The 11,958-nt window shown below is 60.0% G+C and carries 12 protein-coding genes and 1 tRNA gene; 6 read left to right on the forward strand and 7 right to left on the reverse strand.

Annotation, left to right across the window (positions count from 1 at the left end; genetic code table 11):
• The 4 genes from tolQ (at nucleotide 1) to VSQ83_RS09310 (ending at nucleotide 3,640) form a co-directional block, all read left to right on the forward strand.
• Nucleotides 1-711, forward strand: coding sequence for a protein TolQ (gene tolQ / locus VSQ83_RS09295; RefSeq protein WP_133079388.1), 711 nt, complete (start codon nucleotides 1-3; stop codon nucleotides 709-711).
• Between the two features lie 14 nt (nucleotides 712-725).
• Nucleotides 726-1,172, forward strand: coding sequence for a protein TolR (gene tolR / locus VSQ83_RS09300; protein WP_326426181.1), 447 nt, complete (start codon nucleotides 726-728; stop codon nucleotides 1,170-1,172).
• Nucleotides 1,169-1,960 (forward strand): energy transducer TonB, encoded by a 792-nt coding sequence (locus VSQ83_RS09305; RefSeq protein ID WP_326426183.1) that lies wholly within the window; start codon nucleotides 1,169-1,171, stop codon nucleotides 1,958-1,960. The genes tolR and VSQ83_RS09305 overlap by 4 nt, the downstream gene beginning before the upstream one ends.
• 189 nt (nucleotides 1,961-2,149) lie before the next feature.
• The gene (locus tag VSQ83_RS09310) at nucleotides 2,150-3,640 is read left to right on the forward strand and encodes a DASS family sodium-coupled anion symporter (RefSeq protein WP_133079386.1); all 1,491 of its coding nucleotides are present in this window, start codon (nucleotides 2,150-2,152) and stop codon (nucleotides 3,638-3,640) included.
• A gap of 124 nt (nucleotides 3,641-3,764) precedes the next feature.
• Here VSQ83_RS09310 and VSQ83_RS09315 read toward each other — a convergent pair whose 3' ends face one another.
• The 7 genes from VSQ83_RS09315 to VSQ83_RS09345 all read right to left on the reverse strand — a co-directional run bounded on the left by VSQ83_RS09315 (nucleotide 3,765) and on the right by VSQ83_RS09345 (nucleotide 10,966).
• Nucleotides 3,765-4,136, reverse strand: coding sequence for a Na+/H+ antiporter subunit G (locus VSQ83_RS09315; protein WP_095024532.1), 372 nt, complete (start codon nucleotides 4,134-4,136; stop codon nucleotides 3,765-3,767).
• Complete coding sequence (locus VSQ83_RS09320) at nucleotides 4,133-4,411, reverse strand: K+/H+ antiporter subunit F (RefSeq protein ID WP_016780538.1); 279 nt, start codon at nucleotides 4,409-4,411, stop codon at nucleotides 4,133-4,135. The genes VSQ83_RS09315 and VSQ83_RS09320 overlap by 4 nt, the downstream gene beginning before the upstream one ends.
• On the reverse strand, nucleotides 4,408-4,896 hold the full coding sequence (locus VSQ83_RS09325) for a Na+/H+ antiporter subunit E (RefSeq protein ID WP_095024533.1): 489 nt from the start codon (nucleotides 4,894-4,896) through the stop codon (nucleotides 4,408-4,410). Before VSQ83_RS09325 ends, VSQ83_RS09320 begins: the two co-directional genes overlap by 4 nt.
• Nucleotides 4,893-6,575 carry a monovalent cation/H+ antiporter subunit D gene (locus VSQ83_RS09330; protein ID WP_326426186.1) on the reverse strand — a complete coding sequence of 561 codons (1,683 nt, stop codon included), beginning with the start codon at nucleotides 6,573-6,575 and terminating at the stop codon, nucleotides 4,893-4,895. Before VSQ83_RS09330 ends, VSQ83_RS09325 begins: the two co-directional genes overlap by 4 nt.
• Entirely contained in the window at nucleotides 6,572-6,916 is a 345-nt protein-coding gene (locus VSQ83_RS09335; RefSeq protein WP_019829081.1) for a Na+/H+ antiporter subunit C, read from the reverse strand. The genes VSQ83_RS09330 and VSQ83_RS09335 overlap by 4 nt, the downstream gene beginning before the upstream one ends.
• Nucleotides 6,916-9,858 carry a monovalent cation/H+ antiporter subunit A gene (locus VSQ83_RS09340; RefSeq protein ID WP_095024535.1) on the reverse strand — a complete coding sequence of 981 codons (2,943 nt, stop codon included), beginning with the start codon at nucleotides 9,856-9,858 and terminating at the stop codon, nucleotides 6,916-6,918. The genes VSQ83_RS09335 and VSQ83_RS09340 overlap by 1 nt, the downstream gene beginning before the upstream one ends.
• Before the next feature lie 178 nt (nucleotides 9,859-10,036).
• Nucleotides 10,037-10,966, reverse strand: a complete 930-nt coding sequence (locus tag VSQ83_RS09345) for a DMT family transporter (protein ID WP_257622808.1) — start codon at nucleotides 10,964-10,966, stop codon at nucleotides 10,037-10,039.
• A gap of 93 nt (nucleotides 10,967-11,059) precedes the next feature.
• Between VSQ83_RS09345 and VSQ83_RS09350 the strand changes: the two genes are divergently transcribed.
• Complete coding sequence (locus VSQ83_RS09350) at nucleotides 11,060-11,623, forward strand: helix-turn-helix domain-containing protein (protein WP_133079383.1); 564 nt, start codon at nucleotides 11,060-11,062, stop codon at nucleotides 11,621-11,623.
• Nucleotides 11,624-11,815: 192 nt separating this feature from the next.
• A tRNA-Cys gene (locus VSQ83_RS09355) sits at nucleotides 11,816-11,889 on the forward strand.
• Nucleotides 11,890-11,958: the final 69 nt, after the last annotated feature.

Below are 11,958 nucleotides of genomic sequence, written 5' to 3' on the forward strand. Positions count from 1 at the left end.
ATGCACGCAACCATGGAACACATGACGATCTGGGGCCTGATCAGCGACGCGAGTCTGCTGGTCAAAGGCGTAATGCTGACCCTGTTGGTGGCCTCGCTGTTGAGCTGGTTTCTGATTGTGCGGCGCAGCGCCATTTTGCGTCGCAGCGAGCGCGACATGGACAGCTTTGCGCAACGGCTAAGGGCTCAGGGTGAGCTGAATGCGCTGTACCGCGAAAGCCGCGATGTCAGCCATGAAGACGCGGGCGCCGAGCAGGTGTTTGTCGCCGCGTACACGGAGTACGCCCAGCTCAGGCAGCAGCCCGCCGTGGATGCCGAAGGGGTGATGCAAGGGGTTGAGCGTGCGTTGTATGTGGCCATCAGCGAGCAGGAAATCCGCCTGGAAAAAGGCCTGCAGTTTTTGGCGACCGTTGGCTCGGTGAGCCCCTACATCGGGCTGTTTGGCACCGTGTGGGGGATCATGAATTCCTTTATCGGCCTGTCGCAGGTGCAACAGGCGACGTTGTCCACCGTGGCCCCCGGCATTGCCGAAGCCCTGATCGCCACGGCCATCGGCCTGTTTGCAGCCATTCCGGCGGTGATTGCCTATAACCGCTTCTCGGCCCGTGGTCAGACCCTGTTGACCCGTTATTACAGCCTGGGCAACGAAGTGCAGATGCGCTTGTACCGCAGCTTGCATGCCGGTTCGCGGAACATGTCCGCCGTCGCTTGAAAGGGAGTTTGAACATGCTTGCTCGACCACAGCGCAAACACGGGCCCAAGGCCGAAATGAACGTGGTGCCTTACATCGATGTGATGCTGGTGCTGCTGGTGATTTTTATGGTGACCGCGCCCATGTTGACCCAGGGGGTAAAAATCGAACTGCCCAAAGTCGCCAGCGAAGCCCTGGTCAATGACAGCCAGCAAAAAATCCTCACGCTGTCAGTCAAGGCCGAGGGCGGTTACTACTGGAATCTGGGCAGTGAACTGGACACCAAAAACCAGACCGACAGTGCCGTCAGTCTTGAAGAGCTGCAAGCCAAGATCGCTCAGGTGGTGGCGCAAAACAGCGACACCCAGGTGTATATCCGTGCCGACAACGAAGCGGGTTACGGCAGCGTGGTCAAGGCGATGGCGGCCCTGCAGCAAGGTGGCGTGAGCAACCTGGGGCTGGTGACCGAGGCGCCGCAATGAGTGCCGCGTTGATGCATGGCGCGCTGGCGCCCGCACCGCCGTTGCCCTGGACCCGGCTGTGGCACAACAGCCAGGCCGTGGTAGTGAGCGTTGCCCTGCACAGCGCCGTGGTGGCTTTTTTGGTGCTGGGCTGGAGCATGGAGCAATCATTGCCGGAACCCGCCCCGTCGACCCTGAAAACCCGGCTGGTGATGCTGCCCGCCGAAATGCCCGCGGCGCCACCTGTGCCCGAGCCGCTGCCGGTGGTAGCCCCTGCGCCGGTGGTTGAGGCAAAACCCGAGGTGGTAAAGCCTAAAGTGGACCCGCAGTTACAGGCGCGCAAACTGGAACAGGCGGCGCTTGCGCGCAAACGTGTGGAGGAGCAGAAACAGGCGCAAGTGGAGCAACAAAAAGCCGCGCAGGTTGAGGTTCAGCGCCAGCGAGCGCTGGCCGAAGCGTCGGAGCAGCAGGCCCGTGTGGCAGCAGATAACGCCAGGCGAGCGCAACAGGCGGCAGCGGCATCGGCAGCGGCATCTGATGTGCGCCAATACCTGCCCATCAGCAAGCAAGCCCCGGATTACCCGCAGCGGGCACTGGACAAGGGCATTGAGGGTGATTGCACGGTCGAGTATTCGGTGACCCCGCAAGGCAAGGTCGACAACCCTAAAGTGGTGGGCAACTGCCATCCCGCGTTTATACGACCGTCACTGGTGGCGGCGGCGACATTCCGTTATCAACCGCGGTTGATTGATGGCCAGGCCGTGACCGTACCGGGGGTGCGCAATACCTTTCACTACAAGATCCAGTAACGGTAGGCACAACCCTGTGGGAGCGGGCTTGCCCGCGATGGCAACGACGCGCATTGACTGAAAGACCAAGGCGCCTGTATCGCGAGCCAGCCCGCTCCCACAGGGTTTGCCGTTCACCTGACGAGTATCAACATCCTCCGGGCTTCCTTGGCCTATGCTCCACGGGTTTTCCAGCACAAGGAACTGGCCATGAATGCACCTGCAACCACCCCCACGCCTGCTACGGCAAAAGCCAAACTGCCCATAGGCCTGGTGATTGCGGTCCTGGTGATGATCGGCATTTTGCTGCTGCCATTGCCCGCCGACTTGCCGGTGGCCGGCCATCGCATGCTTGCTATTCTGGCGTTTGCCGTGGTGGTGTGGATCACCGAAGCGGTGTCGTACGAAGCCAGTGCCATCATGATCACGTCCTTGATGGCGTTTTTGATCGGCATGGCGCCCACCCTGGCAGACCCCTCAAAGCTCTACGGCACATCGGCCGGTATCACCATGGCCCTGACCGGTTTTTCCAATGCCGCCCTGGCGTTGGTAGCGGGTGCGTTGTTTATCGCCGCAGCCATGACCCATACCGGCCTGGACCGGCGCATTGCCCTGGTGACGCTGTCGCGCATCGGCACCAGCACTCGGCGCATTCTGTTGGGCGCGATTGCGGTCACCATTCTGCTCAGCCTGGTGGTGCCCAGCGCCACGGCCCGCAGTGCATGCGTGGTACCGATCATGATGGGGGTGATCCTGGCGTTTGGCGTGGACAAGCGCTCCAACATTGCGGCCGGGATCATGATTGTCGTGGCCCAGGGCACCAGTATCTGGAACGTGGGGATTCAAACGGCCGCCGCGCAAAACCTGCTGACCGTGGGGTTTATGGACAAAATGCTGGGCGCCCGGGTGAACTGGCTCGACTGGCTGATCGCCGGTGCGCCGTGGGCCATCATCATGTCGGCAGTGTTGCTGTTTGTGGTGCTTAAACTGCTGCCACCGGAAAGCGACAGCATTCCCGGCGGCAAGGAGGCGGTCGAACAATCACTGGCAGAGCTGGGCCCAATGACCGGGCCGCAAAAGCGCCTGATGGGGGTCTCGATCGCATTGCTGCTGGCCTGGGCCACCGAGGGCAAACTGCACAGTTTTGATACCACTTCGACCACCTACGCCGGCCTGGTGTTTTTGCTGTTGCCGCGATTTGGCGTGATGACCTGGAAAGATGTGCAGTCACGTATACCGTGGGGCACGGTGATCGTGTTCGGGGTCGGGATCAGCCTGGGGACCGCACTGCTGACCACCCAGGCCGGGCAATGGCTGGGCACTCAGGTGGTGGCGAACACCGGTCTGGATCAGGTCGGTCCGGTGGGGATTTTTGCAATCCTGGGGGCATTCCTGATCCTCATTCACCTGGGGTTTGCCAGTGCTACGGCGTTGACCTCGGCGCTATTGCCGATCTTGATCGCCGTGCTGCAAACCTTGCCGGGTGAATTCAACCGCCTGGGCATGACCATGTTGCTGGGTTTTGTGGTCAGCTACGGGTTTATCCTGCCGATCAACGCGCCGCAGAACATGGTGTGCCTGGGCACCCAGACCTTCACGGCCAAGCAGTTCGCCAAGGTCGGGTTGATCGTGACGGCGGTGGGGTACTTGCTGATGCTGCTGTTTGCCGCAACGTACTGGAGCTGGTTGGGCTGGATGTGATACTGATTTGTAGTCGCTGACGAGGCACGAGGCTGCGATGGGCTGCGCAGCGGCCCCGGCGTTTGAAGGTCCTTCGGCCCTTATCGCAGCCTCGTGCCTCGTCAGCGACTACAGGTCTGGCTGTTCAGCTGCCGTTTTCGCTGCGCCCGCCGCTGCTGACTTCAGCCGGTACGTCTTCACCCGCCATGCGTTTGCGGAACAACGAGGTCCGGGCCAGAAGCAGGGTGGTCACCGGAACCGTGATGGACAGCAGGATCGGCATCAGCCAGGCATGCAAGACCGGGGTCGATTTAAGTGCGGAGAAGTACAGGATCGATGCCAGTGCAACACCCCATGCGCCAATGGTCGAAGCCAGAGCCGGTGGGTGCATGCGCTGGAAAAACTCCTTGAGGCGCAGCAGCCCGATGGCCCCGCACAAGGCAAACAGACTGCTGAGTACCAGCAGCAGGGCCACCGGTATTTCGATCCAGAGCGACAACTCGCTGACGCTATTCATTCGATCACCTCGCCACGCAGCAGGAATTTGGCCAGCGCAAAAGAGCCGACAAAGCCAAACAGGGCAATCAGCAGCGCGCCTTCAAAGTAAGTGTCACTGGCATAACGGATACCCAGCACCAGCATCATCAACATGGCCAGGATGTACAGGTAGTCCAGTGCCAGAACCCGGTCCTGGGCCGACGGGCCCTTGAACAGGCGGATCACGGTCAGGACCATTGCCAGGCTGAAGATAAACAGGCTGAGCAGGATGGCATTGGAGAGCAGGGCACTCATTCAAAGATCTCCATCAATGGGCGTTCGTAGGCCGTCTTGAAGTGCTCGATAAACTGCGCTTCGTCCTCCAGGTCGAACACGTGCAGCAACAGCACGCTGCGATCCAGCGCCAGTTCCGACCAGATGGTGCCGGGCACTACGGTGGTGATCATCGACAAGGCTGCCAGGCCGTTGGCATCACGCAGATCCAGAGGGATTTTCACAAACCGCGAGCGTGGCGGTTGTTTGCCAGCCCGCAGTACGCCCCAGGCCACGGCAATGTTGGACAGCACCACATCGCGGCCCACCAGAAAGAACAGCTTGATGATCACCCGTGGGTGACGAATGCGCACAGGCAACGGTCGCAACGGCGCGAACATCAGTGGTGCCAGAATGGCCAGCGCGGCCCCCAGCAGCAGGTTGCCAGCGCTCAGGGACAGGTTGAGCAGCAGCCACAGCGCCAACAGCGCCAGGGACAGCCAGGGAGCAGGGAACAGACGCTTCATGGTTGTACCTCCTGTGCTGCCGCCTTGGCTTGCGGGCTTGGCACCGGACGGGTGCCGATCACGGCCATCACGTAACGCTCCGGGTTGTTCAGGATGTCGGCGGCGGCCTGGGTATAACGCATGACCGGCTCGGCCTTGAACGTCAGCACAACGCAAAGCCCGAGCAGCAACACGATGGGCAGGCATTCGATGCGGCGCAGTATCGGTGACTCACGCTCAAGGGGCGTCCAGAAGCGCTGGATACCCATGCGCGAAAAGGCAATCAATGACGCCAGCCCCGAGAGAATCAACAACGCCAGCAGGCTCCAGGCCGCCGTCGAAATGGGCGCGTCCGATGAGTTGCCCAGGCCCAGGGGGTTGAGCAGGGCGTTGAGCAATCCGAGTTTGCCGATAAACCCGGACAGCGGCGGCATGCCGATAATCAGCAGGGCGCAGGCAATGAAACTCAGCCCCAAGAAGGCCATGGTCCAGGGAATGATCTGGCCGACAACGACTTTTTGCTCATCGTCCAGGTTACTGCCGCGCGGCGGCGGGGTGGCGGTCAGACTCGGTTGTGGTTCGGCATCGTCTTCGAGCACCAGATCGGCCGAGGAGCGCGAACGCTCGATCAGCTCGGCCAGCAGGAACAGCGCACTCAGGGCCAGGGTGGAGCTGATCAGATAGAACAGCGCGGCGGCGGTCAGGTTGGGCTGGGCGAAACCCACGGCCGACAACAGGATACCGGCAGAAACCAGGATGCTCAGGCTGGCCATGCGCTCCAGTCGCTGGGCGGCGAGGATGGCAATAGCTGCGCAGACAATGGTCGCCATGCCGCCGTAGATCAGCCAGTCGCCTGCAAAGTACGCCGATGCTCCGGCCTGCCCGGAAAACAGCAGGGTCCACAAGCGCAATACGGTGTAGATCCCGACTTTGGTCATGATTGCGAACAGGGCTGCCACCGGCGCACTGGCCGAGGAATAAGCAGGCACCAGCCAGAAATTCAGCGGCCACATGCCCGCCTTGGCCAAAAAGGCCACAGCCAGAATGGCAGCGCCCGCATGCAGCAATCCGCGATCCGCTTCAGGCACCAGGGGAATCTTCAGCGCCAGATCGGCCATGTTCAACGTGCCGGTGACGCCATAGATCAAGGCCGCGCCGATCAGGAACAGGGAAGAAGCCAGCAGGTTGATCGAGATGTAATGCAGCCCCGCAGACACCCGGGTTTTGCCCGAACCGTGGAGCATCAAGCCGTACGAAGCGGCCAGCAGCACTTCGAAAAACACGAACAGGTTGAACAGGTCGGCGGTCAGGAAGGCCCCGTACAGGCCCATCAGCTGGATCTGGAACAGCGCGTGGAAACTGGCTCCTGCGCGGTCCCAGCGGGCCATGGCGAACAGCAGGGCGCTGATGGCGATGATGCCGGTCAGCACCAGCATCAAGGCGCTCAAGTGATCAACCACCAGGGCTATCCCGAAGGGCACTTCCCAGTTGCTGGGCAGGTAAACGCCAATCGAAGCCGGAATGGCTTGCTGGCGGGTCCAAAGCAACAACATCACGGAGATGCCCAGGCCGAGCAGGGTCGAGATCAGATTGATCCGTGCCTTGAGCGGTCGGTGTTTCTCGCCCAGCATCAGCATGCAGGCTGCGGTGAGCAGTGGCAGCAAAATGGGGGCGACGATCAGGTGCGGCATCAAATTCATTCTTTAGGCTCCCGGCCATCTACGTGGTCGGTACCGGTCAGGCCCCGAGAGGCCAGCAAGACCACCAGAAACAGCGCGGTCATGGCGAAACTGATGACGATAGCGGTCAGCACCAGAGCCTGGGGCAATGGGTCTGTGTAGTTGAGCAAGTCCTGGGGGACGCCGTTCTTGATCACCGGCTCCTTGCCGATAAACAGGCTGCCCATGCTGAAGATGAACAGGTTGACACCGTAGGACAGCAGGCACAGGCCCATGACCACCTGGAAGGTTCGCGGACGCAGAACCAGCCAGGTGCCCGATGCTGCCAATACTCCGATAGCAATGGCGATGACTTCTTCCATCAGGCGGCTCCTTCTTTGGTGGCAAGCGCGGATTGAAGGGCAGGCAGCGGGGCAAGCTGATTGCTCGGGCGATGGGCCCGTACGGACTGGTGAGCCAGTGCCGTGAGGATCAGCAGGGTTGCGCCGACGACCACCGCATACACGCCGATATCGAAGAACAGGGCGCTGGCCACATGGATATCGCCCAACAGCGGCACGCTGAAATGGAAGGTGTGAGTGGTCAGGAACGGGTAGCCCAAGGGGATTGCGCCCAGCCCGGTCAATGTTGCAAACAACAGCCCGGTGCCCATCCAGCGCAACGGCCGCAGGCTCATCTGTGCCTCGACCCACTGTGTGCCGGCAACCATGTATTGCAGGATAAACGCCACCGACATCACCAGGCCTGCGACGAAGCCGCCGCCCGGCTGGTTATGACCGCGCATGAACAGGTACATGGACACCACAAAGGCAATCGGCAGCAGCAAGCGCACCAGCACGGCCGGCACCATCATAAAGCCCAGGGCGGTATCGCTGGCGCTACGCGGGTTGACCAAATCGGTCATCACGTCCTTGGCCAGGAGTCGCTGCTGGGCAGGTAGCTGCATGCTTTCTTTGGAGGGGCGGAAGCGACGCAGCAGGGCAAACACGGTCAAAGCTACGGCGGCCAGAACAGTGATTTCACCCAGGGTGTCGAAGCCCCGGAAATCCACCAGCATCACATTCACCACATTGCTGCCGCCGCCTTCAGGCAGTGCCCGGCTGAGGTAGAACGAAGAAATGTCGTTGGGGGTCTGGCGTGTCAGCATCGCGTAAGACAGCAACGCCATGCCGCCACCCACTGCCGTGGAGAGCAGCAAGTCGCGCAAACGACGGATCTGCGCCTTGCGCAAAGTGCCCGGTAGTGGCGAGACCTCTTCGATACGCCGTGGCAGCCAGCGCAGGCCAAGCAGGATCAGCACGGTGGTCACGACTTCGACCACCAGTTGGGTCAAGGCCAGGTCCGGCGCCGAGAACCATACAAAGGTGACGCAGGTCATCAGGCCGCACACGCTGACCATCGTCAGGGCTGCAAGACGGTGGTACTTGGCTTGCCAGGCGGCGCCGAGTGCGCAGGCAATCGCCAGCAGCCACAGGGTGATAAAGACAATCGAGCCCGGTATTTTCGGGCGATCGCCCCAGCTCAGGCCGCTGTAGAACATCGGGATCAGCCCGGCGATAACGGCAACCAGAATCAACAGGAACAGCTGGGTTTGCAGGCGCTGGGTGCTGATGCGTCGTTCAAGCCGGCGCGCGCCGCGCATGATCACCACCAGGCTGCGTTCGAAGAAGCGTTTGCCATTGAAGTACTTGATCAGCGGCGGGTACGGGAAACGATCGAGCTTGAGCTGTTTGCGCAACAGCACATACAGCAGGATACCGCCGGACATGGCGATCAGGCTCATGATCATCGGAGCATTGAGCCCGTGCCAGATGGCCAGGCTGTACTCGGGCAACTCGCCTCCCACGACCGGCTGTGCAGCGGCGGCGAGCAGCGGGCCGACGGTTTGTGCCGGGAAAATCCCCACCATCAGGCAGGTGAACACCAGCAGCTCGACCGGGGCGCGCATCCAGCGTGGAGGCTCGTGCGGGGTGTGTGGCAGGTTGGTCGCAGGCGGGCCGAAGAACACATCCACGGTAAAGCGAAGGGCGTAGGCCACGCTGAACGTGCCGGCGATGGTCGCAATGACCGGCAGGGCGATTTCAACCCAGGCCGTGGAATTGATGAACACGGTTTCGGCAAAGAACATTTCTTTGGACAGGAACCCGTTCAGCAGCGGCACCCCGGCCATCGAGGCACTGGCCACCATGGCCAGGGTCGCGGTGTAGGGCATGAGCTTGAACAGGCCGCTGAGCTTGCGAATGTCCCGTGTGCCGCTCTCGTGGTCAATGATCCCGGCAGCCATGAACAGAGACGCTTTGAACGTTGCATGGTTGAGGATGTGAAACACCGCAGCCACGGCGGCCAGCGGGCTGTTGAGGCCCAGCAGCAGGGTAATCAGCCCCAGGTGGCTGATGGTCGAATAGGCCAGCAGGCCTTTAAGGTCATTTTGAAACATCGCGCAGTAAGCGCCCAGCACCAGGGTGCAGGCACCGGCGCCGCTGACAATCCAGAACCATTCTTCGCTGCCCGACAGGGAAGGCCAGAGACGAGCCAGGAGAAAGACCCCGGCCTTGACCATCGTTGCCGAGTGCAGATAAGCCGATACAGGGGTTGGCGCCGCCATCGCATGGGGAAGCCAGAAGTGAAACGGGAATTGCGCACTCTTGCTCAGGGCGCCGATCAGGATGAGGGGTAGCAGGATTGGATACAGGCTGTGGGCGCGGATCTTGTCGCCCGCCGCGAGCACGGCATCCAGATCATAGCTGCCGACGACATGGCCAAGCAGCATGACCCCCGCCAGCAGACACAACCCCCCGGCGCCCGTGACCATCAGCGCCATATAAGCGCCGCGTCGGGCATCCGAGCGGTGGTGCCAATAACCAATCAGCAAGAATGAAAAGAGGCTGGTGAGCTCCCAGAAAAACACGATCTGAATCAGATTGCCCGACAGTACCAGGCCGAGCATGGCCCCCATAAACGCCAGGAAAAAAGCAAAGAAGCGCGGAACCGGGTCTTCGGGGGACATGTAATAACGGGCGTACAGCGACACCAGCGTGCCGATGCCAAGCACCAGAATCGAGAACAGCCAGGCGAATCCGTCCAGGCGCAGGACAAAATTCAAGCCGAGACTGGGCAGCCACATGAACTCTTCACGAATGACGCCACCATGGGCGATTTGTGGATAGAGCATGGCTACTTGAACAGTGCCGATCAAAGCAATAAGACCGGCCAGCAGTGATTCACTGTTACGTGCGTTGTGCGGCAAAACAGCCGCCAGACAGCTGCCGACGAAGGGCAGAAGCAGTAGAACTATCAGGGACATAGGCTTCTAATCTGCAGGAGTTTGTAAGCGATCATACGTGGCGAGTTGCAGATCACCAACAGTGAACCTGTGGCTGAATCCTACAAAGTCTGTCGATAACCGGTTGGGTTTCCTACAGTTCTCTCCTCGTGTAAGCGCTTCTAAGTAAAAAATCGTACTGCGTCTTAGGCTTGCAGTTTTAATCGCAGGCTTGGTCGCCTTGCTTTTGCTCAAGCTCTTCGAGCTTCTTACCCTTTGTTTTTAACTCACTCACGATCACCGCTGCAACAATCAATGCCGCGCCAAGCAGCGCAATGCCGGGCAAGCGCTCACCTGCAAGACGCCCCGCAATGCCAGCCCAGACCGGTTCACCTGCATAGATAAGAGTGGCGCGGGTAGGCGAAACGCTTTTCTGGGCCCAATTCATCGCGACCTGAATCGCCGCACTGGCAGCGCCCAAGCCAACCGCACTGGCTAACAATAGCCATGAAAAGTCAGGAATGGCTTCTTGTGTCGGCACAATCATCAAAAACGCCAGAATTGACGCCGTGCTGAGCTGAACGACAGTTACCCGGCGAACATCGACTTTGCCTGCGTAAGCACTGATCAGAATGATCTCGGCAGCGATGGCAATGGCGCTGATCAGCGTGGCGATCTCCCCGGGGCTGAAATCCAGGGACGCGCCGCTTGGGCCGGACAACAACATCAGCCCGGTAAAGGCCAGCATGATCCCCAGGCTCGGCATCAAACCGGGCCTGCGCCCCAGCACCAGCCACTGCAACAGCGGTACAAAGGGTACGTAAAGCGCGGTAATGAAGGCGGACTGGCTACTTGGGATGGTCTGCAGGCCAATGGTTTGCAAGCCGTAGCCGAGCATGATCGAGACACCGATAAACATGCCCGCCTTGAGCTCGAACAGCGTAATGCCGCGCAGGCTGCGAATGGAAAAAAGAGCGACAATGCCGGCAGCCGCGGCAAAGCGCAGCCCCACAAAAAACATAGGCCCGCTCGCTGTCAGTGCATGCTGCACCAACAGAAAGGTGATGCCCCACACCATTGTAATCAGAATCAGCACGCACTCCGCTTTACTGAAGCGAGAGGTCAAAGGCAGCAATCGGGTAAATTTCATTGGCGTCGCAACCTTGCGTGCTACAGGAATGGAGACGCACAATGCGTCAAAGCTGGGCAGTATACTGCGCAGTCCCACAAGGTGAGCAATATAGTGCCCAAAGAAAATTCACAACGTGCGTCGGTTTTGCAGCACGTCAGTCAGAACGTACGGCGCCTTAGATTGCTGGCGCACCTGAGCCAGAGCACCTTGGCCGAACTGTCCGGTGTGAGTCGGCGAATGCTGGTGGCTATAGAGGCTGGCGAAAAGAACGTCAGCCTGAGCACCCTTGACCGAGTTGCAGAGGCATTGAACGTAGCCTTCAGTGATTTGATCCAGGCCCCGGGCTCACCTGACCCGAGTCGCATCAACGAAGTGGCCTGGACGGGTGCGAAGGCGGGGAGCAAAGCCGTCCTGCTGTCCAAAGCCACCGCCACCCGCGAAGTCGAGTTGTGGGAATGGACCCTGGAGCCGGGAGAGGAATACCACTCCCAGGCAGATGCCGAAGGCTGGAGCGAGCAGCTCTACGTATTCGAAGGTTGTTTGACCCTGGTCATGGACGAACAGGTACTGCGATTTAGCGCGGGAGAGTTCTATATGTACGCCAGCAACCGACCCCATGCCTACCGTAACGAAGGCGAGGGGACATTGCGGTTTGTACGCAATGTCGTGATCTGAAAACCCGTGGCAGAAAAATAACTAAAAATTATTAGAATTCAGGGGGTTGCCAGCTTCAGCCTTCTAGTACATAATGCGCGCCATCAGCCCGGGGCAACTACCTGAAGTGCTGAAGAATCAAATGGTTGTAGCGACAAGTCGCAGTAACAAACTCTTGTTTTTGATGTTTATCGCGAAGCTTCAAGCACAATTGGCCGAATAGCAAAATGGTTATGCAGCGGATTGCAAATCCGCCCACGCCGGTTCGATTCCGGCTTCGGCCTCCACATTCGAAAGCCCCGTAGATCAAGGTCTACGGGGTTTTTTATTGGGCGCAGGAAAGTGAAGTGTTCCAT

Origin of the sequence: Pseudomonas sp. DSV-1, from assembly GCF_035830915.1 — a bacterium.
In the GTDB taxonomy this organism is placed as follows: Bacteria; Pseudomonadota; Gammaproteobacteria; order Pseudomonadales; family Pseudomonadaceae; genus Aquipseudomonas.